Raw genomic sequence first — 21,519 nt, 5'->3', positions numbered from 1 at the left:
GTGCGCGGCGTGCGCTATCCGCATCGGTAATGATCGTCACCGTGTGCGTGCTCGTCGTGGGCTGCAGCGTTTTCTCGAACGACGACGGTCCGCCCGCGCAGCCCGCTGTCACCTTCACCGGGCAGTTCGAATCCGCGGGGTCGTACTGCCTCGACGGTAGTGACACCGATCCGACTGGATCCGTTCGACTCGCAGCCTGCAACGGTACGCAGGCGCAGCGTTGGGTTGCCGAAGCCGACGGTACCGTTCGTGTTCGGTCGCAGTGCTTGGTTCTGGACAGCGATTCAGCGGCGGCTGCCGGTACCTCTGTGGTTCTGAGCACCTGCGACGGGGACAACGTGGCCACCTGGGAAGCAGGTGACTCGTCTTCGATCGGTCTCGCCGGCACGTCGCTGTGTCTCGCGGTAGCAGGAGTTCAGCAGGACCGGAAACGGGCGATCGTGGCCGAGTGCGACGGCTCGTCGGCTCAGGTCTTCGAGCCCGTAGCAGCTGCGGAGCCCAATACCGACAACCCCGGTGGTGTCGCCGCGCCCACAGGAGACTTGCCGGGTTGGAAACAGATTTTCGTCGATGAGTTCACCGCACCGTCGGCGAACGGTAGTTGGGCCAACGAATGCGACCCGACAAAGGTCGTCTACACCGGGAGCGAAGGTCAGCGGTGGCGCACCTACCCCTCGTGCTATCCCGACACCTACGACAAGCGGCCCTATCGACCCGATGCGGTTCTGTCCACCACCGACGGTGCGCTCGAGTACCACCTCGGCCAGGTCGACGGAATACCCGCAGGCGCGAGTATCTCTCCGGTGATCGATGGCGACAGTCAGTACCAGACGTACGGGAGGTACTCAGCGCGGTTCAAGGTCGAATCTCCCGACCTGTCCGAGTACTACGCAGCGTGGTTGCTGTGGCCTCGATCCGAGAACTGGCCCTACGACGGCGAACTCGATTTTCCGGAGGGGGCTCTGTCGGGCAACGTCGGCGGTTTCCACCATTTCTCAGGGGAGGGATCGTGCGCTGACGGATGCAAGGTGGCTGCCACCGACATCGGTGCACAGTTCACCGACTGGCACACCTACACCATGGAATGGTCACCCGGTCGGGTTCGGTACCTCCTCGATGAGACCGTCGTGCTGGACTCCACCGACTACGTGCCCGCGTCGCCCATGCGATGGGAGTTGCAGACCGAGACCAAGGGGGACGGGAACAGTGAAGGAAATCTGATCTTGGACTGGGTGTCCGTCTATTCCTGGACCGGTTGATACCCAGCCCGTACGGAACGCTCTGCTCCCCAGCTCCGTTCGATGTAACCGACGATCCTGTCGATGTCCTCACACGGGATTCTCTGGGGTTCGCCATTTTCCAACGGGTCGGTGTGGAAGATGTACAACCGAGAAGCGAATTGGTCGAACGGGAGCGAACCTTCTCCCGCTCGTTCGCCGTTGCCTGCCGTGCCGACGACGACGCCGTCTCCCCAGTCCTGCCCGCTGTCGTTGTTCGGATTGAAGAAGTACACCCGCATGACGCCGTCGGGATCAGTGTTCACGCGCAGGATCGTGATGGCATGCCACCCCACATACCTTGCGGCACTGTCGGTTACGGCCACGCCGGCGGGTTGCGGGTGAATCAGCGGCTGGTGCCCGTTGTACTCCGGGTGATACGCCGCGTAGAACTGACGGAGAAACCCGTCCAGGTCGACCAGATTGCCGGTTTCGACGTCGACGTCGATGTGGAATTCGCGAGCCGACCACCACCCGTGGAACTCGGGATTGACCCAGCGGTGCGGGTCACCCGGGCGGCCGGCGCACCGCCTGACCATCTCGGCGTAGATGCGATCGAGGTGCGGAACCAACAGCAGTGAGGCGGGGTCGAGGTCCACCGGATCGGATGTGGCGACGCCGCTGACGCTTTCGGTGGACGAGATCGACTGGCCTTCGAAGTGCATGACGATCTCCTCGTCACGTGCTGCCCACACCACCATCTGCAGGAGATAGTCGGGATCGTTGTAGGCCCACATGGACAGCGCCCGTGCCGACTGGCACGTCGGGTTGTCGCCCTGCCCCACTCCGAGCGGTTGCCCGAGCATCGACAGCAGTCCGCCGAGCAGCCGTGACTGCGGTGCGGGTACCGGGCCGAACGTGGTGATCAGTCGTTCCTGCACGGCCGGGGCGAGCTTCAACGATATTTGCCGCCACAGTGACGGCACGATCGGCGGCTGATGCAGTATTCCGCGATCGAGCAGCAGAGCCAGCCCGTACAGGCACTGAGCGGTCTCGGGGTAGACCGTTTCCTCGATGAGGCGGTGCACCAACTCCGGGTAGCGGGTGAGGCAGGTGCGGCCGGTGTCGGACAGGCCCAAGGCCTCGGGCAGAACGTACGAGTAGTGATCGACGAGAAATTGCGTCAGCGTCGCGTGATACGGCGAGACCAGCCCGGTGTCGTGCATCGCCCGCGCGAATCCGCGAGCTTCGAACTGCAACGCCTCGACATCCATCGCCTCTAGTCGAGACCGGTACACCTCGACGCCTGGATCCTCGCGGCACGCATCCGTGGTGCCGAACAATGCCGTGATCAGCCGGTCCAGGCCTTGCCCGGACGTGCCGAGGTCGACGGTCGGGTCATCGCGATAGATCGCGATGCGGGTGACCATGTCCTTGATGGTGTCCACCTGAATCGGGCGCTGGCGCAGGATTCGCCAGATCTCCTCGACCAACTCGTCGAGAACACTGTCGTAGCCGATCTGTCCGGCTACGAACCCGAACAGATCACGGATCAGGTGCGCGGTACGGCCGAGGCGAACTCGTTCCGACTCGGACGGCGGTGTGAACAGCACGTCGAGATTGAGTGCGAGGACCTGAGAAAGGAACCGACGCGCATCCTCGGCGGTCACCGCTGGATGCTCGAACTCACCCGCGACGATCGCGGCCATCCGCAGTTCGCTGGTCGCCTCGAGCACGAAGGTGTCGTCGTTGCCGCTGCGCAGGCTGGGCCCTACGAATCCTGGAACCAGGATATCGGGCTGCGCCCAGTCGGTGCCCGCGAACAGCCCCGCATTCTCGAGCTTCTCGGCGCGTTCGCGAATTGCATCGCAACCGCCGGGCTGCATCAGAACTCGATGCAGGCCATCGAGCACCCGACGCACCTTGGTGTTCTTGCTGAACTCAGGTGCATCGGCCAAGGCATGCACTGCATGGTCGAGTTGCGCGAGCCGCGATGCCAGAGCTTTGTCCACGGCGGTAGTCGCGTCGGTCGGTGCCGACTCGTCCATCGCCTGCGACGCCGGTTCGGTGTCGTTCCCGAGTTGTTGCCTCACACGTAGAAGTCCAGTTCTTCCTGGTGCTTCAGCAGGTCACGCATGACATAGGTATCTTCGCCGAAGAAGTACAGCAGTCCCCAATGGGTGCCGAACGCTGTTCTCTTGGTGACGGTTTCCTCGACCGGTGCCGACAGGTCGTTGGTCTCGTAGTAGTCATGACCTGTTGTCTCCTCCGGAATTTGCAGATGGCTGACAACACGGCGTCGTGGATACACGCCGAAACATCCGGCGACGCCGGTCGCATCGACAACCTCCTTCGGGAAGAAAGCGTCGATCTCTTCCTCGGTGGTCTTCGGGTCGAACGCGAGCGCCAAGCCCTGGTAGGCGTTGAATCCGTAGGCCCGCTCGAGTAGCTCGAACACCTTGAAGCCCGGTGGCCGGTATGCGACCTCACCGAAGTACATCTCGCCGTCGCTGGTGACGAAGTACTCGGGATGAATGAATCCGAACTCGATGTCGAAGGTCTTGATCAACTTCTCGATCTGCACCGTGATCTGATCGCGGTACTTCTCGAGTTCCGGTGTCGCGGGAACGAATACCGAGTATCCGAGGGTGACGTACTCGGAGATGTTGAGAAATTTGATCTTGCCGTTGTGGATCCACGCTTCGACGGCGAATTCCCAGCCGTCGAGGTGCGATTCCATCAGCACCGGGAATTCCTCGTCGGGAATCGAGTCGACCTCGTCTGGCGTGCGGATGACTCGGTGGCCCAGGCATCCGGCTTTGTCGAAGGCCTTGAGGTGGATGGGGTCGTTCGGATCGCCGTCGAGCTTGAGCAGGGTCTGATTGACCCGCCGGAGGAAACGGATGACGTCCTCGCGGTCGTGGGCCTCCTCGAAGATTCCCACCCGGATGCCGCCGAGCTGAGCTCTGCGCTTCATCAGCGCCTTGTCGCGCAGCAGCATCGCCTGACCGAACAACCGAGGGTTGCCCAGCAGTACCGAGTTGATGGCACCGGCCCACTCCACCGTCTCCTCGTAGAGCGGAATCGCGACATCGACACCCTTGTCCCGCAGGGTCTCGGCGATCTCCAGCGAGCGATCGTTGAGTCGCTCGAAGTTCCACGGGATGTACGGAATGTCGTGCTCGGTGCAGTACGCTTCGGCCCACTCCGGGGCGACGACGACGTAGCGCCGATCGAACTTGTCCAGTGCCTCTACTGCGGCCAAACTCCAGCCCAGCAGGGCGACGAAACCTTTGTTCGGATCTTTCTCGAGCCTGTTCGGCTGAGTCATGAAGTTCCTTCCCCTGGATGATTCATCGGTCGAGGTCCTTCGCTCCACCGTACAGATGGTGTCCGGCGCGAGTTTCCGGGCCCGGTGACTTACTAGTAGTCGTGAGGCGTCTTGGATGTCGGATTCGCGAGATACGACCCGTATCAGCGGACGCGTGTTGCCTAATTTGCGTACCGAAAGATCGCAATCCGACGTAAATGAAACTTTGGGTTCGATTTTCGAGTCTATTCGGTCAAAGTAATCGATTTTTATGAAGTTTCAATTAGTTTAACAATAAATCATATTATCGTACCGGTCGTATTTATTTCAATTACGTCGTTGACCTGCTGGTTTGGGGTAGTTATGCATTTTGAGCACAAACGCTAAGAGCGTCTCTATGATCTGAATTGCTGGCAATTGTGTGCGCCAATTTGTCGCGCACACACTATGACGTCGGGTCGTGTAGAGGATGGAACAATGAATTTTTCGGGCCGTTCTGCTCTGAGGCGTTCGCTTGTAGCCATCGGATCGGTGATATTACTTTCCACTGTCGTCGTTCACCCGCCACAGGCCGAGGCGGCCACGGTGGGACTCATCAAGACGCCGGCCGGCTTCTGCCTGGACAACAAGGGCGGCTACACGGGGCAAAACAATCCCGTTCAGATATGGGATTGCAACGGCACCGGTGCGCAAACCTGGAGCGGCACCGAAGACGCGACGATCAGGGTGCAGGGTCGGTGCTTGTCACCGGCGTCCGGCTACGCAGCTGCCGGCGTCCGGTTGACCACGTGGGCGTGCAACGGTAAAGCCGCTCAACAGTGGTCCATACGTGGTGATGGATCGATTTCGCTGCTGCAGAAGACCTATCTTTGCATGCAGAATTCACGCGAGGCGAACGGAAATCGACCCACCTTGGCGAAGTGCAATGGTTCTGCTGCGCAGAAGTGGGTCACTGCCACCACGCCGTTCCCGACCACTCCTCCCCCTCCACCGCCACCGGCTCCCGCAGCCACGCCGAGTGGAGTTGCCGCGCCGACGGGCGACCTGCCCGGTTGGAAGCAGATCTTCGTCGATGACTTCACCAAGCCTTCGGCTGTCGGTTCTTGGGCGAATGACTGCGACCCCACCAAGATCGTCTATGTCGGTGCCCAGAATCAGAAGTGGCGCACTTACCCCAAGTGCTACAAGGACACGTATCAGAAGCGCCCGTATCGAGCCGACGCTGTGCTGTCCACTCATGACGGCCTGCTCGACTACGGTCTGCACAACGTCGACGGAGTCCCGGCCGGTGCCAGCGTCTCGCCTGTGATCAACGCCGCCGGACAGAACCAGACCTACGGCCGATACACGGCACGTTTCAAGATCGATTCGGCAACTCTGGCCGAATACTATGTGGCGTGGCTGCTGTGGCCTCAGTCCGAGAGATGGCCTGCCGACGGTGAAATGGACTTCCCCGAAGGCAGTCTCGCGGGTCAGGTCGGCGGCTTCCACCACTACTCCGGTGCGGGCTCCTGCGTCGGCGGTTGCCAGGACATCGCGCAGAACATCGGCGCGAACTTCACCGACTGGCACACTTACACGATCGAGTGGTCCCCAGGTCGAGTTCGCTACATTCTGGACAACACGGTGGTACTGGACAGCACGAAATGGGTCCCATCGGGCCCCATGCGCTGGGAACTGCAGACCGAAACGAACGGAAACGGCAACAGCAGCGGACACCTGCTGCTGGACTGGGTGTCGGTGTACAGCTGGGTAGGCTGATCCAACTGCGCACCCATAGGTGGGGTGCCGGCCACGAGAAGGGGGACCCATGACGGTCGACAAAACCGGTGCCGAGGTGGAGATCGCGCAGCAGCCCGATCGTTTCACGATCGCGGTGGAGGGCGCGCAGGTCGGGTTCACCGAGTTCGTCGACGACGAGGATTCGCGACGCGTCTTCTTCCATACCGAGGTCGACGCGGCGTACGGCGGACGCGGCCTGGCAACGATCCTCGTGCAGCATGCACTCGACGCCACCCGGGTCGACGGGAAGCGGATCGTTCCGATCTGCGAAATGGTGGCCGCCTTCGTGAGCAAGCATTCGGAGTACGACGACATCGTCGAGGAGTCGACCGACGAGATCAGGCAGTGGCTGGCCGACCAGCAGGGCTGACCGCGGGAATACCGTCGAACGGCACGTGGTTGGTGCAAATACACTAGTTGCGTAGTCAACTACATTGCCGAAAGGTTGCAGCCATGCCCGCAGTGACAGTCGACAACATCCTCGCCCTGCCCCGTATCCCCACGCCCGACGCCACCGCCACCTCGAGGTCGGTCACGTCCGTCACGACGGCACCGACCGGATACGAGGGTGAAGGCTTTCCGGTTCGTCGAGCGTTCGCCGGTCTGGACATGGCATCTCTCGATCCCTTCATCCATATGGATCAGATGGGCGAAGTGAACTATGCCCCCGGTGAGCCCAAGGGCACCCCGTGGCACCCGCATCGCGGATTCGAGACCGTCACCTACATGATCGACGGGATCATGGAGCACAAGGACTCTCACGGTGGCGGCGGCATCATCAGCGGTGGCGACACCCAGTGGATGACGGCGGGCGGAGGCATTCTGCACATCGAGGCCCCGCCGGAGCATCTGGTGATGTCGGGTGGGCTGTTCCACGGGGTTCAGCTGTGGGTCAATCTGCCGCGAGAGAACAAGATGGCGCACCCGCGCTACCAGGACATCACCGGCAGCAAGGTCGCCCTGGCCTCGAGTCCGGACGGTGGTGCGCTGGTGCGGATCATTGCCGGTGAAATCGCGGGCATGCAGGGTCCGGGCTCGACGTACACTCCGATTGCGCTCTCGCACAGCACGATCGCGCCTGGCGCGACACTGTCGCTGCCGTGGAATCGCGATTTCAACGCACTCGTCTACGTTCTCGCGGGCGAGGGCACCGTGGGCGCGGAGAAGCGTCCGGTCAGGATGGGGCAGACGGCATTGTTCGGCCGCGGCGACACGATCGAGGTGTCCGCGTCGGCGGTGGGGGATTCGCTGGAGGTGTTCGTCCTCGGCGGCAAGCCGATTCGCGAACCCGTCGCGATGGCGGGCCCGTTCGTGATGAACACCAAATCCGAAGTGCTGCAGGCGTTCGAGGACTACCAGGCCGGCCGGCTCGGAGTTCCCGTCGAATGACCGCACCAGCCGTGCAACTATCGTCGGTATGACCGACTCCGAGTCTCGAATCCGACGGTCTCGGCTCTATCGCCGTGCGGTCACCCGCGCGGACGGGCCGCTCGCGCCCGCGCGGGCGGCCAAGAGGCTGTCGGCGTACGTCTACGGCAACATCCTGATCCTGGCGGCGGTCGCCGCCTCGACCTCGGCGTCGATCGAGCACGGAACGGCCGCCGTGCTGGTTCTGGCTACTGCGGGGACGACGTTTCTGGCCCACGTTTTCGCCGATTTCGTGGCCGGTAGTCAGATCCCGGAAGCGCACGGTGATGCAACCGACGAGCAACGCAAGTTCAAAGCTGTCGAGGAACTGCGCGATGCAATTCCCATCCTGAGTTCCGGTACATTCCCGGCGCTGATGCTGGTTTTGGGTTGGCTGTCGGTGCTACCGGCGCAGTGGGCCGAGCTTGCAGCCGGTGGTGTCATCGTAGTGCGGATCGCCTCGATTCAAATTGTCACACAACGAATCCGAGGCAACCCGTTGACTTTTCGGGCACTGCTCGGTGGTCTGGCCACTGCTGCGGTCGCTGCGCTCATCGTGCTGGCGAAGGTGTTCCTCGGCCATTAGGCGTGCGCCCGCCACCATTGTTCTATTCGAGCCGTTTCGACGAAACGGAGACAGGGGAGCATTTTTCACATGAACGTCGACGCAACCGGCCCCGAACAGAATCAGCTCGGAGGGTCTGCGCAGCGCCGACCGCGGCTGATCGTGTTCGACGTCAACGAAACCCTCTCCGATATGACGCCGATGGCCGATCGGTTCGTCGATGTCGGCGCGTCGCCGGACATGTCCTCGTTGTGGTTCGCCAACCTGCTTCGCGACGGCTTCGCTCTTGCTGCGGCGGGCGCAGCGAGTTCGTTCGCCGAGATCGGGTCCGGACTGCTACGGGTCATGCTGTCGGGCACGGATCTCGATCGGTCTGTCGATGATGCAGTCGAGCACATCATGAGCGGGTTCGTCGGTCTCGAGCCTCACCCCGACGTAGCGCAGGGTGTCGAGGCGTTGACGAGCCTGGGAATCCGTGTGGTCACACTCAGCAACGGCTCCACCCGTGTCGCGGAGTCACTGCTCGAGTCGGCTGGGGTACGGAAGAACTTCGAGACTCTGCTGTCCGTCGACGCCGCCGGCGCGTGGAAGCCTGCCGCCCGTGCGTACCGATACACACTCGACACGTGCGGAGTCGATCCCGCTGACGCAATGCTCGTGGCCGTCCATCCCTGGGATATCGACGGCGCGCACCGAGCCGGCTTGGCAACTGCCTGGATCAACCGCAACGGCGCTGTGTATCCGCCCTACTTTCGTGCCCCGGACGTGGAAGCGACATCCCTCGTGCAGCTCGCCAGTCGTCTGACCTGACGTAGCCGGGGCCGGCCCGGGACGGACGTCAGCTCCGGAATTCCTCGTACAGCTCCGGCAGGAACCCTGCAAGGTGGTTCATCTCCTGCCCGCAGTGCAGCATGAGGTCTCGGGCGAGATCGATTCCGAGTACGAGATCGCTCGGGTCCACCGACGCCCCGCGTCGGACGGCACATGCGGCCTGCTTCAGGTCCGGCACATGAAGTCCGCGAAGATTCAGGTGAAATCGACTGCGCATCTCGGCACCGCCGTCCACGGGACGGACCTGACGGGCCAGCCAGCCCAGGTCCACCGGTGCGATGGAGCTGCCCACTCTGCCGAAGACGATCGTCTGATCGGTCGGAACGGTGAATCCGTGCGCCCCCGGATCGCGGAAGCCGATGCCCAGTTGCTGCAGCTTCGGACCGACGTATTCGTCCACGAACGTCGTGTTCCCGATGTACTTCGCGGTGTCGGGAATGTCCATACCCGTTCTGTCCTCGGCGAGGGCGGCGTAGAGGTGCGCATCGGGGTGCCACAGCTTGTACCGCGCGGCTTCGGTGGAGTGCCAGCCGAACCACCAGTCCCACATCGCCGCCGTCACCCGCGGCATCACGGTGCGGACTGCCGCGAACGCGACTCCATCGGCACTTTGCCCGTATCCGGTCTCGACGGTCGAGTAGCCGGTGGGAGCGAGGTCGCTCGTGATCGAGCCGAATCCGGGTATCGAGCCGGGTGGCAAGGCGGGGCCGGCGTAGGCATCGGCCACAGGAGCCGGTGCCGGAGATGTTCGCTGCGCCATGTATCGGGCGTACGGCCGATCTCGATCGGCATCGTGATAGCCCTGATAGCGCCTGCCGCACCCCGCTGCGGCTCCCACGACGACTCGACGCCTGGTCGGACCTCGACTCATCGCTCATCCGATCTCAACATCGGTTGAGGCTAGGGCTCGGAAACGCAGGATGTCAATGTCCCGGGCAGTACACTGCGAGACATGAGTCCTGCCTCTCCGAAGGACGACGAGTCCCGAGTGCGTCGGCGCGACGAGATAGCCACAGCAGCCATCGAGGTGCTGGCCACCAAAGGCTTTCGCGGCCTGACGCATCGAGCGGTGGATGCCGCGGCGGGGCTCGGGCCGGGGTCGGTGAACTACCACGCGCCCACTCGAAGTCGTTTGCTGCATCTGGCGCTGGGGGAACTGTTCGCCCGCGACTTCGAGATTGCCGGAGCGACGTTCGGCAGTCTGGTCGACACGAAACCCCTCGGCGTCGACATCGTGGTGGCCCGAATCGCGGATTTCATCGAAGCGATGACGACCGGTGACGCCGCCAAGCGGGTGATCGCTCGCAGCATCATGCTCGGCGAGGCCCAGCACGACCGCGAGGTTCGCGAGTTGTTCGACACTCAGCGATCGACGTTCGTCACTTTCACCCAGTGGATCGTGGCCTCGCTCGATTCCCAGGACCCGCAGGCGGTGGCCGAAACGCTCGTCGTGATGATCGAGGGCCTGATTCAGCGACAAGTGCTGATCGGTCTACCTCTTGCTCGGCCTTTCGTGGAGCAGATGCTGCGGACGATCGTAGGAGCCTCGACGCTGGTCGTGGACTAGTGCGGGCGTGGTTTCAGCCCAACACCGAGCGGCGCTCGGTGTGGGTGAACGTGAAGATCGTTGCGCCGAAGCTGATCGATGCGGCGATCAGTAGTACCTGAGATCCGGTGATGACGACGCCGATGAAGGCCCCGATCACCCCACCGAGTGCAAAAGACCCGAGCAGAGCTGTGTAGCAAAGCCAGTCGTAGTACGTCCCTCCGCCGAACAGGTGCCGCTCGATACCCTGGCCCAGTTTGACCAACGTGCCGGTGACATAGCTGAGCGGAATGTACGTCTCTTCCTTCTTCGTGAACGCGGTGTTCAGCGCACCGAGGGCGAACGCCACCAGCAGAATCGGGTAGAAGTTCACATTGCTGGACGACCAACCGGAGATCGCGATGTCCATCGTCGCCGCCGCAGCGAGGGCAAGGGTGGTCAGCACCGTCGCTCCGTGGGGATGATTCGACCAGTAACGACGACGGCAGATCGAGGCGACCACTACTCCGGCCAGGAACGAACCCATGAGAGCCAATGCTGCCCACGGCGATGCTCCGGGAGCAACCTCCTTGCCGTCGGGGTGCCCGAAGTATCCGACGACAGCACGTTCGGTGTTGCCGGTCATGAAGGTCACGAAGTAGCCGGCGGAGTGCAAGAACGCGACGGCACCCACCATTCCTGCGAGTCCGGACAATATCCACGACAGTCGGGCTTCGGCACCGACGGCCGTGTCTCGGCTGATCGACAGGGGGGATGTCATGAACACGATTCTCCGGGCAGGCGGCGAACCGGCAAACTTTTGAGTCGCCGATCACACGACCGATACGGTCTCCGTACTCGCCACCATGGCGCGGTGCATCACCCGGTCTCCTACGACGCCACTGTGATCGGCGCGGTGCATGACACATCGGTTGTCCCACATCACCACATCGTCGGCAGCCCACGCGTGCTGCAGCACGTTTTCCGTGCGGGTGGAGTGCTCGAACAGATACCGGATCGTCTCGTGCGCTTCGTCGGAGTTCATACCGCTGATCGCGACGCAGCGTGCGGGCGCAGACAGTGCGAGGGCGGTACGGCCGGATACGGGATGTACTGCCAGCAGTGGATGTTCGGCAGAGGATTCGGTGTCCGACGCCACCCCGGTCACTCGGTGCGTCACCGTGCGTCCGGCCAGGTCCGCTTTCACGGTCGCAGGCAAACTCTCGTACGCCGCGTACTGGTCGCTGAACAGCGTGCTGCCACCGACCGCCGGAACGGACACTGCACGTAATGCGGTGTAGGCCGGTGGATTCGGCACGTACGTGGTGTCGACGTGAAACGTCGACTTCGGTGGCGTGGTGCGGCCGACGTTGCTGACCACGTTCAGGTCCGGGTAGCCCGCCACCGGCGTCTCGCCCTCGGTGAACATGAGATCTCCGAACCGGCGGAGGAACGTGAGAAAGCGTCGATCGTCCAGTGGTTGATCCCGCAGAATCAGAACACCGTGTTCGGCCAACTGCGTTCGCATGTCGTCGACCGAAGCCGAGTCCAGATCCAGAGCGCGAATCTCCATACCCAGCGTCATGACGAAAGCTCCTTCACCGACAGCTGTTCGAGCGATCGCGCGAACAGTCGATCCACCGGGATACCGGCAGCCGCAGCCATCACTGCGAGCACGCTCGAGGGCGAGTACGAGCAGTACAGGCCGGCTTCGAGGAACCACGGTTCCCCGTCGGGATCGATACGAAAGTCGAAGAGCCCGTAGTGCCGACAGCCGAGCGATCGATAACACGATCGCGCTGCGGCCCAGACCTTGTCGGTGATCGGATCGGAAGTGTCCACGATCCACGCCTTGGTCTGCTGCTTGGCGACCAGGTACAGATCCCCGTCCGCGGTACGATTCAACTTGTCGGCACTCGAGCGGACGGACTCGACGGCGTACTCCTCGAGGGGAAGGCACACCAGCTCGCCGTCGGCCTCGATGATGCCGCAGCGGACCTCGCGGCCGAGAGGAATGTACGACTCCACCAGTGCGGCAGCGGAATACGTGAGGGCATCGTGGACTGCGGATGCCAACGAGTCCTCGTCGTGAACCAGGGTGACACCCATCGAGTTGTCCGAATCCACTGGCTTGACGACGACCGGGAGTTCGAGCTCGATGTCGTCGCCGCTCCGAACCACCACGCCGGCGGGGACGGCGACTCCGGCGGCGGCGACGATGGCACGTGCCAGAGCCTTGTCCGCAGTCATGGCCATGACTGCGGAGTCGTTGCCGACGTACGGCACGTCCATCAGATCGAACAGGCTGCGGTAGGTCGTCATGCCGGGCAGACAGAACATCTGCGGCACCATGACGTCGAACTGCCACGAGGACATGACCTCCACTGCCTGCGCCAGCGACAGCTGTTGTGCGGCAGCCACACTGACAGGGTCGATGTTGCCCGGAAAGCTCCACAGGCCGCCGGGGGAGACGAACGCCACCTCGAACCGGTACGCGGGATCGCTGCCGAGCGCGTCGAGAAAGCCGCTCGCGTACACCCGAGACAGATCGCAATGGAATTGGTCCACCGAGGATCCGACGAGTACCAGGACCGACAGGGTCATCAGTCGCCTCCGTTCTCTACGAGCTTGCCGATATTGAAGTCGATGCGAGACCATCCGCGCCGAGCGGAGAGATTGCGCACCAGCAGCGACGGAATCTGGAGGTGGTGCACCAGCAGGTACGGCAACGGATCCCAGCCCGCCAGGATCGCATCCGTGCCTCGAAAGATGCTGCAGAGCCGTGCTTTGCGGCCACCTTCGGTGACCAGACGCCACAGCTCGTGGTAGATCCAGTACGTCGGCCGAGCCGTGGTCCGCGGCACGATCACCGGGTGGCCGTCGTCGAGATACGCCGCGGCGAGGTCGGGATGGTCGTAGAACATCGTGATGGCCGAGTGGGTGCGCGGGTTGCATTCGATGGCATAGATGTGGCCATCGGCCGCCGACTCGATGAAGTCGAACGACAGTTGCCCGCTCACGCCCAGGGACGAGACGAATGTTTCGACCCAGCTGAGTATCTCGGGCTTGTCGACCATCTCGTAGTTGACTTGAAAGGCCGAGGACACGCAGCAGCAATACACCTGCAGGCGGCCATCTTTGACCGTGCCGTGAGTGCAGTACTCCTGACCGGCGATGAATTCCTGCAGAATCCACGGATCGCGTTCCGAGATGTGCAGGCTCCGGGCAAATCTGGTGTTGCGTTCGGGCGTGAGCGCCGACAGCCGCGTCAGGTCCATGCGGCCGACCGGGTTGTACGAGATCCGCTTGAGGATGTACTCACGGCCCGGTGGAAACTCGAACTCCTCGATCTGAGCGGGATCGGTGATTCGCCGAAAGTCGGGAACTCGCAGCCCCAATGATGCTGCGTGCTCCGAGAATCGGGACTTGTCATCGACCATCCGCACGGTGTCGGAATCCCCGTGGATCACCTCGCAGTGCGGATCGAGCAGGGCCTTGGCGTCCGCATCGTGAATGCTCGCCGCTGGGCTGGCCACTGGTACGAAGACGTCGACATTTTCACGTTGGACGATATCGAGCAGAGCCTGTGCATAGTCCGAATCTCCCGGCTCGGGCACGCAGTGGAAACGGTCGACTGCGCGCGAGAAGCGATGGCCGGTGAATCGGTACTTGGCACTCTCCACCATGATCACGCGATGGCCGGCGAGATGGAAGGACCGGGCCAGCTGCAGAGCCTTGGTCATCTTCCCGCCGCTGATCAGCACCGTCCTGGGCGACTCGGTTCTGTGGACGGTGGGCCGGCTGCCGACTATCGCGGCGAACCCCGCCGCCGCGATGTCGACGGGGAGGGTGACCGCAAGACCGACCAGCGCTGCAACGGTTCGGATCATGCGCGCCGGATCAGAGTGACTCCGTCGCGCAACGGCAGCAGAACCTGCTGCACGCGGGGGTCGTTCGCGACGTACTCGTTGAATTCGGCGATGGCCCGGCCGTTCTCGGTGGGTCGATCGGAGTAAGGCTGGCCCTGCAGCAGGGTGTTGTCGACGGCGATCACCGCACCCTCCGACAGCAAATCGCTGCTCAGCAAGTAGTCCACGTACGCGCGATAGCCAGTTTTGTCGGCGTCGACGAACACCAGGTCGAACGTCCCGTCGAGCCGGCGCAGGGTATCGAGTGCCGGCCCCACCTCCACCGTGACGGCCGATCCGGCAACCGATTCCGCGAAACAGGACTGCGCGAACTCGGCCACGTACGGATCCACCTCGCAGGCGACCACCTCTCCGCCGACCGGGAGCGCCTCGGCCATTGCCAACGCCGAGTAACCGGTGAACATACCGATCTCGAGTACTCGAACCGCCCGGGTCATGTGAACGAGGAACGCGAGGAAGCGTCCTTCCACGTGACCGGAGAGCATTTCCATCTCCAGGGGCCCGGAACCGGAGATCACGTCACGTGATCCCCAGTCCGCGGAGCGGGTCCGCGACGCCAGTGCCGACAGCGCCGCGGATTCGGAGGTGGTACAGGTGTCGAGGTACGGGTCGAGTCCCGCGGCAAGATCGCGGGCTCGATGAACACGGGTGGTCAACTCGTCGGTCACCCCGGTGCCGGCGTCGAGCAGGGCGGCTATCTCGCCGAGCTCGCGCGCCAGGATGGTGGTCGGGGTGACCGGTCGCGGGTCCTCGGTCACGGCGTCGGTGCGGTGAACATGTCCAGTCCCTCGCCCGCGCGTGGAAAGTCGAGGCAGATCTTCTTGTGCAGTGTCAGCACATCGGCCAACTCGCCCACATCGAGATCGTTGAGGAAGCGGCAGGTGCCGATCGGATCGGGCACTGCCGCACGCAGGATGCCGTCGCGGGTCTTGAGGATCGATGCGGTTGCCTCGGAGAGCAACTCGGGTGTCAGGTACGGGCTGTCGAGCGCCAGCCCGATGCTGCTCATGACACCCAGCACTCGATCACGGTCAGCAGTGGACAGGTGTCCACGTTGTTCGGCGACCGTCGTCGACAGAGCCATGTCGATGTTGATGGCGTGGCCGTGGAAGAACGGGGCGGGTGGCGTCAGTTCCAGGGTCGGACTCCAGGTGTGTCCGAAGGCGATGACGCGATCGAGGTCGATCTCGTGCAGGTTGGGAGCCTCGAGCTCGAGCATCGTCGCGATTGCGGAGTAGGTCAGTCGGTCTGCTACCGAACGCAATTCCGGTGTGCCGTCGAGGTGACCGAAGCGGGTGCGCAGCAGTTCGGGGCCGTACTGTTCGAGCAACTCGAAGATCTCCAGATTTCCGACGACGGAGATCTTGATCAGCTCGGCCATGCCATTGCGCACCTGGTCCTCCGGCAGGGTGCCGAGGAACGAGAAGTCGAGCAGCACCTTCTGCGACGCGTGGTACGCACCGAGTCGGTTCTTGTGTTTGCCGTAGTTGACCGCCACTTTGATGGATACGCTCGCGTCGATCAAGCCGATCAGGGTGGTGGGAATGCGGATGTACGGGGTGTTGCGGCGATAGCTGGCGCACGCGAAACCTGCTACGTCGGTGGTCAATCCGCCGCCGACCACCAGGACCGGTTCGGTGCGTACCAGTCCGAACGCATCGAATTCTCCGACGATGCGCTCGAACGTCTCCAGTGATTTGGCGGTCTCTCTGATCTGCACCGGGACCACCGTCAACGCGAGGTCGTGATGATCGAAGTACGCCTTGATTCGGTCGCCGTAGATCTGGTGAACCGACTCGTCCACGACCATCAAGGCACGGCCGTACGGGCGGTAGCTATCGGCCAATTCGGTGTTCTCCGGCTCGAACACACCGTCCACGTAGAGCAGGTCGTATTCGATGCGCTCGTATCCTTCGACGCGAAACGACCTGTCCCCGGCAACGACCTGGGCTTGAAGATTGCTCACTGGTTACTCCTGATGAGATGGGCTGAAAGGTCAGATTGCGAGCAGAGCTCGGACGCGCTCGGGGTCCAGCGCGTCGACTGTTTCGGATGCCGAGCCGAAATCGGCGTCGGCAGTGTTCTGATTGGGGAAAGCGACACAGGTGATGCCTGCGGCGACGGCGGCCAGCACTCCACCGGAGTTGTCCTCGATCGCCACGGAGTCGGAAGCGTTCTCGCCCAGGGTGTTCAGGGCGAATGTGTAGGCGGCCGGATCGGGCTTGCCTGCGTCGACGGACGAGGCGTCGACGATGACGTCGAACGAGTCGGCGGTGAGTTCGGGGCTCAGAGCTGCCAGCAGCGCATCGATGTTCTCCCGTGAGGTGGTCGTCACGAAGCCCACCTTCAGGCCGTTCGCCTTGGCGGAGTCGATCGTGTCGGCCACACCGGGGCGGGTCTTGACGTCCGTTTCGCCGATCAGCCGTTGGAAGATCTCCGACTTGGTGGCGTGCACGGCTGCGGCATCGACGTCGGTGCCGGTGTCCGAGGCGTACTGGCTGATCCGGTCGGCTCCACCGTTCGATCCGAGCATGGACTTGTAGTCCTCCCGGGACCAGTTCCAGTTCAGATCGTGGGCCGCGAAAGCCTCGTTGAACGAGCGACGTTGCAGTTCGGAGGTGTCGACGAGCGTGCTGATCGAGCCGAACAGAATTGCGGGCATGAGTGCCTTTCGGGACGAGAGACGTTGTATCGGTCGACGTCTCGCGAGTGCGCTGAGGGGTGATGTGGTTGCGGGGGTATGCCCCGAGGACACCGAAATGGAAACCTTCGAATTTTTCGGGGTGCTCGATCGGTCAGTCGACGGACGATCCAGGCCGGCGCATCGGATGAACATGCAGACGAATTCGACCGATCTACTATCTGTGTCGGCAAGTACCTGGTAACGTTCGTAACAGTTACCTGCACTTCTCGACGATGGAAGGAACCACGGCGATGACCAGCACGCTTCCCAGGAACGATGTCCTCGAGCCCGAGGATGTCTCCGCACGTTTGCTCGATTCCGCCGCCCAGCTGTCGTACGACCCGTCCGAGGAGGTCGACTGGGAGGCCGACCTCGATCCCTCGCTCTACGGGCTCAACCCGGAGTGGAGCACCCTGTACGGCACGACGTTGTGGGACGAGATGAGCGAGGAGCAGCGCATCACGCTCACGCGTCACGAGGTCTGCTCGATCATGAGCACCGGCATCTGGTTCGAGATGATCCTGCAGCAGATGGTTCTGCGCGATCAGTACTGCAAGGACTCCTCGAACTCGGACTTCCAGTTCGCGCTCACCGAAATCGCCGACGAGTGCCGTCACTCGATCATGTTCGCGCGGGCCTGCCAGAAGATGGGCATCAAGGCCTACCTGCCACGCCGATCGAGCATCGAGCTCGGCCGTGGGTTCAAGGCTCTCGCCTCCGCCGAGGTCGCCTACGGCGGCATCCTCGTCGCCGAAGAGGTTCTCGATGTCATGCAACGCGATTGGATGCGTGGCGAGAACGTGCTGCCCCTCGTGCGCACCACCAGCAAGATCCACGTCGTCGAAGAATCGCGGCACATGACGTTCGCGCGTGCGCAAATGCGTGAGGAAATCGCCGAGAAGAGCCCGGCACGGCGCAAGGCCAGTGCGCTCGTGGTCGCGATCGCCGCCCGCATGATCGTGTCCAACATGGTCAACAAGGAGGTCTACGCAGCTGCCGGCCTCGATGTCGATCGCGCCGTGAAGGAAGCGAAGAACAACGCTCACCACCACACGATGATGCGCACCTCGAGTGAGCACCTGATGGCGTTCCTTCTCGACTGCGGTTTGATCACCAAGCCGGCCGAGATGATCTACCGTCGTCTGCACATGCTCTGACCACTCTTTTCGAGGCCGTGAAGGACATCTGAGAACCCATGCCGTTCGCGATCACGCAGAACTGTTGCAACGACGCATCCTGCCTGTCGGTGTGCCCGGTCAACTGCATCCATCCGACGCCCGACGAGCCGGACTTCGGTAAGACCGACTTGCTCTACATCGATCCGCGCTCGTGCATCGACTGTGGAGCCTGCGCCGACGCCTGCCCGGTCGATGCCATCACCCGGGTGTCCCGATTGACGCCGGACCAGCAGATCTACGCCGAGATCAACGCCGAGTACTACCGCGACAAGCCTGCCGTCGCGGAATGGGGCGAACCCAAATTCCCGGTGGCCACGGTCAACGAACTACCTCCGATCAGCATCGCGATCGTCGGAACGGGGCCGGCCGCCTGCTACACCGCACAGGCTCTGCTGCGTGTGCCCGGAACGAAAATCACGTTCTACGACCGCCTGCGCACCGCGGGTGGCCTGGCGCGCTACGGCGTCGCACCCGATCACCTGGGTACGCGACGCATCAGCGAACATTTCCGTGGAATCTTCGCGCACCCGCGGGTGTCGATGAAGCTCGGCGTCGAGGTGGGCAAGGACATCGATCATGTGGAACTGGCTCGAAAGTTCGACTCGGTCGTCTACGCCGTCGGTGCAGACACGGATCGCGCACTCGAGATTCCCGGGATGGACCTCGTCGGGTCGATCAGCGCGCGCACTCTGGTGGGCTGGTACACCGGTCACCCCGACGTACCCGCCGACGCGATCGACCTCGGCGGAGTCGACCGAGTCACCATCATCGGAAACGGCAACGTCGCACTCGATGCGGCTCGCATACTCACCGCCGACCCGGACCAGCTCGACGGAACCGAGATCGCCCCGCACGCGCTCGCCGAGTTGCGTCGCAATCGGGTGCACGAGGTCGTCGTCCTCGCTCGTCGTGGGCCCGAGTTCGCGGCTTTCACGCGCTCGGAGTGCAAGGCTCTGGTCGACCGCCCGGACGTGAACGTCGTCGTGGCAGGACCGGACGGAATTGTCGACGCGATCGATCGACTGCCGTTGTCGGCCTCGGCCTCGGCTCTCGCCGGTGCACCGCGTGTCGAGTTGGGCTCACGCGCCGACGGGCGCCGGATCGTCTTTGCGTTCGGCCGAGCTCCTTCCACGCTGTCCGGCCGAGGGGCCGACGGGCAGGGCTCGGTGAAGTCCATCGAGGTAGGCGTCGGTGACCACGCCGTCAGCGTGCCTACCGAACTGGTTCTGCTCGCGATCGGATATCGCGGAACGCCGTCACCGGGGATCCCGTTCGACGACATCACCGGCACTGTTCGCAACGACGGCGGACGCATCACTGCAGCCGACGGCACTCCTGTTCCGGGCTGCTATGTGGTCGGATGGGCCAAGCGAGGTGCCACCGGCGGCATCGGCGACAACAAGATCGACGCCGAGGAAACAGCCGAAGCACTGCTGGCCGACGTACCCACTCGGGGTTCGGCGCGTCCGGTCGGGTGGTACGGAAAAGTGAGCGCGGCGTTGGGGGACAGGGTCTCGCGAGCGCGCTGAGACCTGGGTGTTGTCTGGTTCTGCTCACCCTGTGTAGCAGTGTCATTGGGAGTCTGACCGATTTCGGCGCGCAGTGCGCCGGTCGGGGTTACCGTTGGGTATGGCTGAACGGGGGGCCAAGCCCCAGGTTTCTTTTGTAAGACGGACGATGCTGCGCGCAGTCCGGTCGTTGTTCAATCCGCTCCGGCCTGACGACTACCTCTCGATGATCAATCCTTTGTGGACCACTCAGGAACTTCGCGGCAAGGTCGAGCGGATCACCCCGGAGGGTTCCGAGGCCGTCTCGGTCTACATCCGACCGGGTTTCGAGTGGGCCGGTCACACGCCCGGGCAGTACGTCCGGCTCGGAGTCCTGATCGACGGTCGGTACCACTGGCGGGCGTATTCGTTGACATCCGATCCGGATCCGGTGGACGGGCTGGTCAGTGTGAGCCCGAAGCTGGTGCCGTCGGGCACTGTCTCGCCCTATCTGGTGGGCACCATCAGGACCGGCGATATCGTTCGCCTCAGCGAGGTGGAGGGCGAATTCACTCTGCCGAGCCCTGTCCCGGAGAAGATGGTCTTCATCAGCGCCGGCAGTGGCATCACGCCGATCATCAGCATGTTGCGCGCCCTCGATCACCACGATCAGGTAACCGACGTCGTCGTGGTGCACTCGGTGCACAACCGGGAGCAGCTGATGTTCGCCGACACCCTCGCCGAGCTCGAAGCCAAGCACGACGGGCTGTCGGTAAAACTGCGTGTCACCAGTGACGAAGGCCGAATGAAGGCGTCCGAATTGGACGAGCTGGTCCCGGATTGGCGTGAGAGGGAAGCATTCTGCTCCGGCCCGGGCGAACATCTGGACGATCTGCGCTCCTATTGGAAAGACCAGGGTGAATCCGACCGGTTCCATTACGAGAGTTTCCAGCCGGTCATCGGCGGGGGAGACGACGCAGGTGAGGGTGGCACCGTCCGGTTCGTCAACAGCAAGAAGGACGTCGAATGCGACGGCGGTACAACGATTCTCGCCGCAGGTGAGGAGGCCGGACTGGATCTGACGTTCGGCTGCCGCATCGGCATCTGCCACACCTGTGTAGGTACCCTGAAAAAGGGGCGTTTACGTGACCTACGTAACGGGGATATCTCCGAACCTACGGGGCAAGCGGTAAGAATCTGTGTCAACACAGCTGAGGGCGACATCGAAATCGAACTTTGATCTTTGCATCGAACAGGGGATTCAATGAGTATCGACGAAACAACCAGGCGCACGACCGACACGGGGGAGCCGGTGAATCCACTGGCACACCTCAGTGATGAGACCATCGCCGAACTCGCCAAGGAGTTCGACGCCATTCACGACGAGGTGTACTCGAGTCTCGGTGACAAGGACCGCAAATACATCACCTCGGTGATCGCCGCGCAGCGTCAGCTCCTGGTAGCGGGACGCGTTCTGTTGCTGGGATCCACCAGCAAGCCCGCGTGGCTGGCCGGCACCGCCTGCCTAGGAATCGCTAAGATCCTCGAGAACATGGAGATCGGCCACAACGTCATGCACGGCCAGTGGGACTGGATGAACGATCC

At 62.9% G+C, this 21,519-nt stretch carries 20 protein-coding genes and 1 pseudogene; 11 read left to right on the top strand and 10 right to left on the bottom strand.

The features are described 5' to 3' along the window. The first annotated feature begins 29 nt into the window (after window positions 1–29). Window positions 30–1,259 (top strand): ricin-type beta-trefoil lectin domain protein, encoded by a 1,230-nt coding sequence (locus tag RHODMAR_RS27145; RefSeq protein WP_232433750.1) that lies wholly within the window; start codon window positions 30–32, stop codon window positions 1,257–1,259. Here the strand turns inward: RHODMAR_RS27145 and RHODMAR_RS23660 are convergent. Further along, on the bottom strand, window positions 1,241–3,265 hold the full coding sequence (locus tag RHODMAR_RS23660) for a hypothetical protein (RefSeq protein WP_051048256.1): 2,025 nt from the start codon (window positions 3,263–3,265) through the stop codon (window positions 1,241–1,243). The two genes, RHODMAR_RS27145 and RHODMAR_RS23660, sit on opposite strands and share 19 nt — an antisense overlap. A gap of 41 nt (window positions 3,266–3,306) precedes the next feature. Further along, on the bottom strand, window positions 3,307–4,548 hold the full coding sequence (locus tag RHODMAR_RS23655; RefSeq protein ID WP_008719735.1) for an ATP-grasp domain-containing protein: 1,242 nt from the start codon (window positions 4,546–4,548) through the stop codon (window positions 3,307–3,309). A gap of 456 nt (window positions 4,549–5,004) precedes the next feature. Between RHODMAR_RS23655 and RHODMAR_RS23650 the strand changes: the two genes are divergently transcribed. The 5 genes from RHODMAR_RS23650 to RHODMAR_RS23630 all read left to right on the top strand — a co-directional run bounded on the left by RHODMAR_RS23650 (window position 5,005) and on the right by RHODMAR_RS23630 (window position 9,091). After that, window positions 5,005–6,288 (top strand): glycoside hydrolase family 16 protein, encoded by a 1,284-nt coding sequence (locus tag RHODMAR_RS23650; RefSeq protein WP_008719733.1) that lies wholly within the window; start codon window positions 5,005–5,007, stop codon window positions 6,286–6,288. A gap of 49 nt (window positions 6,289–6,337) precedes the next feature. Continuing rightward, window positions 6,338–6,679, top strand: a complete 342-nt coding sequence (locus RHODMAR_RS23645; RefSeq protein ID WP_008719730.1) for a GNAT family N-acetyltransferase — start codon at window positions 6,338–6,340, stop codon at window positions 6,677–6,679. An 83-nt stretch (window positions 6,680–6,762) separates the two neighbouring features. Next, window positions 6,763–7,698 (top strand): pirin family protein, encoded by a 936-nt coding sequence (locus RHODMAR_RS23640; protein ID WP_008719728.1) that lies wholly within the window; start codon window positions 6,763–6,765, stop codon window positions 7,696–7,698. A gap of 28 nt (window positions 7,699–7,726) precedes the next feature. Continuing rightward, the gene (locus tag RHODMAR_RS23635; protein ID WP_008719726.1) at window positions 7,727–8,302 is read left to right on the top strand and encodes a hypothetical protein; all 576 of its coding nucleotides are present in this window, start codon (window positions 7,727–7,729) and stop codon (window positions 8,300–8,302) included. A 69-nt stretch (window positions 8,303–8,371) separates the two neighbouring features. Continuing rightward, window positions 8,372–9,091 carry a haloacid dehalogenase type II gene (locus RHODMAR_RS23630; RefSeq protein ID WP_008719724.1) on the top strand — a complete coding sequence of 240 codons (720 nt, stop codon included), beginning with the start codon at window positions 8,372–8,374 and terminating at the stop codon, window positions 9,089–9,091. Window positions 9,092–9,119: 28 nt separating this feature from the next. On the opposite strand, the gene RHODMAR_RS23625 is transcribed toward RHODMAR_RS23630, so the two are convergent. Continuing rightward, complete coding sequence (locus RHODMAR_RS23625) at window positions 9,120–9,983, bottom strand: DAPG hydrolase family protein (RefSeq protein ID WP_198289525.1); 864 nt, start codon at window positions 9,981–9,983, stop codon at window positions 9,120–9,122. An 81-nt stretch (window positions 9,984–10,064) separates the two neighbouring features. Here RHODMAR_RS23625 and RHODMAR_RS27140 point away from each other — a divergent pair, with 81 nt between their 5' ends. After that, a complete protein-coding gene (locus RHODMAR_RS27140) occupies window positions 10,065–10,679 on the top strand; it encodes a TetR/AcrR family transcriptional regulator (protein WP_008719720.1) in 615 nt (204 codons plus the stop codon). 13 nt (window positions 10,680–10,692) lie between these two features. On the opposite strand, the gene RHODMAR_RS23615 is transcribed toward RHODMAR_RS27140, so the two are convergent. Genes RHODMAR_RS23615 through RHODMAR_RS23585 form a run of 7 tightly spaced genes read right to left on the bottom strand, consistent with a single transcriptional unit; the run spans window position 10,693 to window position 17,228 of the window. Next, window positions 10,693–11,418, bottom strand: coding sequence for a YoaK family protein (locus RHODMAR_RS23615; protein WP_051048254.1), 726 nt, complete (start codon window positions 11,416–11,418; stop codon window positions 10,693–10,695). Between the two features lie 51 nt (window positions 11,419–11,469). Next, window positions 11,470–12,222: a TauD/TfdA dioxygenase family protein gene (locus RHODMAR_RS23610; protein WP_008719717.1), complete on the bottom strand. Its 753-nt coding sequence runs from the start codon at window positions 12,220–12,222 to the stop codon at window positions 11,470–11,472. After that, complete coding sequence (locus RHODMAR_RS23605) at window positions 12,219–13,241, bottom strand: D-alanine--D-alanine ligase family protein (RefSeq protein ID WP_008719715.1); 1,023 nt, start codon at window positions 13,239–13,241, stop codon at window positions 12,219–12,221. The genes RHODMAR_RS23610 and RHODMAR_RS23605 overlap by 4 nt, the downstream gene beginning before the upstream one ends. Further along, window positions 13,241–14,527, bottom strand: coding sequence for an ATP-grasp enzyme-like protein (locus RHODMAR_RS23600; protein ID WP_008719713.1), 1,287 nt, complete (start codon window positions 14,525–14,527; stop codon window positions 13,241–13,243). Before RHODMAR_RS23600 ends, RHODMAR_RS23605 begins: the two co-directional genes overlap by 1 nt. After that, window positions 14,524–15,324 carry an O-methyltransferase gene (locus tag RHODMAR_RS23595; RefSeq protein ID WP_008719711.1) on the bottom strand — a complete coding sequence of 267 codons (801 nt, stop codon included), beginning with the start codon at window positions 15,322–15,324 and terminating at the stop codon, window positions 14,524–14,526. Before RHODMAR_RS23595 ends, RHODMAR_RS23600 begins: the two co-directional genes overlap by 4 nt. Continuing rightward, window positions 15,321–16,532, bottom strand: coding sequence for a sedoheptulose 7-phosphate cyclase (locus RHODMAR_RS23590; protein WP_008719709.1), 1,212 nt, complete (start codon window positions 16,530–16,532; stop codon window positions 15,321–15,323). Before RHODMAR_RS23590 ends, RHODMAR_RS23595 begins: the two co-directional genes overlap by 4 nt. A gap of 30 nt (window positions 16,533–16,562) precedes the next feature. Next, window positions 16,563–17,228 (bottom strand): HAD family hydrolase, encoded by a 666-nt coding sequence (locus RHODMAR_RS23585; protein ID WP_008719708.1) that lies wholly within the window; start codon window positions 17,226–17,228, stop codon window positions 16,563–16,565. Window positions 17,229–17,500: 272 nt separating this feature from the next. On the opposite strand from RHODMAR_RS23585, the gene RHODMAR_RS23580 reads away from it, so the two are divergent. From RHODMAR_RS23580 to RHODMAR_RS23565, 4 genes and pseudogenes are all read left to right on the top strand, one after another. Continuing rightward, complete coding sequence (locus RHODMAR_RS23580) at window positions 17,501–18,406, top strand: AurF N-oxygenase family protein (protein WP_008719706.1); 906 nt, start codon at window positions 17,501–17,503, stop codon at window positions 18,404–18,406. 38 nt (window positions 18,407–18,444) lie between these two features. Further along, window positions 18,445–19,956 carry an FAD-dependent oxidoreductase gene (locus RHODMAR_RS23575; RefSeq protein ID WP_008719704.1) on the top strand — a complete coding sequence of 504 codons (1,512 nt, stop codon included), beginning with the start codon at window positions 18,445–18,447 and terminating at the stop codon, window positions 19,954–19,956. Between the two features lie 100 nt (window positions 19,957–20,056). Beyond that, on the top strand, window positions 20,057–21,154 hold the full coding sequence (locus RHODMAR_RS23570; RefSeq protein ID WP_042940189.1) for a ferredoxin reductase: 1,098 nt from the start codon (window positions 20,057–20,059) through the stop codon (window positions 21,152–21,154). Window positions 21,155–21,178: 24 nt separating this feature from the next. After that, window positions 21,179–21,519, top strand: a pseudogene (locus RHODMAR_RS23565) (fatty acid desaturase family protein); the annotation flags it as partial.

Source organism: Rhodococcus sp. AW25M09 (assembly GCF_000333955.1).
In the GTDB taxonomy this organism is placed as follows: Bacteria; Actinomycetota; Actinomycetes; order Mycobacteriales; family Mycobacteriaceae; genus Rhodococcoides.
This window is presented reverse-complemented; position numbering and strand designations above follow the sequence as displayed.

Bases quoted from the DNA above. Each gene is read 5' to 3' on its own strand.
- RHODMAR_RS23640 (WP_008719728.1), top strand. From the start codon at position 6,763: ATGCCCGCAGTGACAGTCGACAACATCCTCGCCCTGCCCCGTATCCCC.
- RHODMAR_RS23570 (WP_042940189.1), top strand. From the start codon at position 20,057: ATGGCTGAACGGGGGGCCAAGCCCCAGGTTTCTTTTGTAAGACGGACG.
- RHODMAR_RS23655 (WP_008719735.1), bottom strand. From the start codon at position 4,548: ATGACTCAGCCGAACAGGCTCGAGAAAGATCCGAACAAAGGTTTCGTC.
- RHODMAR_RS23630 (WP_008719724.1), top strand. From the start codon at position 8,372: ATGAACGTCGACGCAACCGGCCCCGAACAGAATCAGCTCGGAGGGTCT.
- RHODMAR_RS27145 (WP_232433750.1), top strand. From the start codon at position 30: ATGATCGTCACCGTGTGCGTGCTCGTCGTGGGCTGCAGCGTTTTCTCG.
- RHODMAR_RS23615 (WP_051048254.1), bottom strand. From the start codon at position 11,418: ATGACATCCCCCCTGTCGATCAGCCGAGACACGGCCGTCGGTGCCGAA.
- RHODMAR_RS23575 (WP_008719704.1), top strand. From the start codon at position 18,445: ATGCCGTTCGCGATCACGCAGAACTGTTGCAACGACGCATCCTGCCTG.
- RHODMAR_RS23645 (WP_008719730.1), top strand. From the start codon at position 6,338: ATGACGGTCGACAAAACCGGTGCCGAGGTGGAGATCGCGCAGCAGCCC.
- RHODMAR_RS23660 (WP_051048256.1), bottom strand. From the start codon at position 3,265: ATGGACGAGTCGGCACCGACCGACGCGACTACCGCCGTGGACAAAGCT.
- RHODMAR_RS23600 (WP_008719713.1), bottom strand. From the start codon at position 14,527: ATGATCCGAACCGTTGCAGCGCTGGTCGGTCTTGCGGTCACCCTCCCC.
- RHODMAR_RS23585 (WP_008719708.1), bottom strand. From the start codon at position 17,228: ATGCCCGCAATTCTGTTCGGCTCGATCAGCACGCTCGTCGACACCTCC.
- RHODMAR_RS23650 (WP_008719733.1), top strand. From the start codon at position 5,005: ATGAATTTTTCGGGCCGTTCTGCTCTGAGGCGTTCGCTTGTAGCCATC.
- RHODMAR_RS23605 (WP_008719715.1), bottom strand. From the start codon at position 13,241: ATGACCCTGTCGGTCCTGGTACTCGTCGGATCCTCGGTGGACCAATTC.
- RHODMAR_RS23625 (WP_198289525.1), bottom strand. From the start codon at position 9,983: ATGAGTCGAGGTCCGACCAGGCGTCGAGTCGTCGTGGGAGCCGCAGCG.
- RHODMAR_RS23610 (WP_008719717.1), bottom strand. From the start codon at position 12,222: ATGACGCTGGGTATGGAGATTCGCGCTCTGGATCTGGACTCGGCTTCG.
- RHODMAR_RS23635 (WP_008719726.1), top strand. From the start codon at position 7,727: ATGACCGACTCCGAGTCTCGAATCCGACGGTCTCGGCTCTATCGCCGT.
- RHODMAR_RS23580 (WP_008719706.1), top strand. From the start codon at position 17,501: ATGACCAGCACGCTTCCCAGGAACGATGTCCTCGAGCCCGAGGATGTC.
- RHODMAR_RS27140 (WP_008719720.1), top strand. From the start codon at position 10,065: ATGAGTCCTGCCTCTCCGAAGGACGACGAGTCCCGAGTGCGTCGGCGC.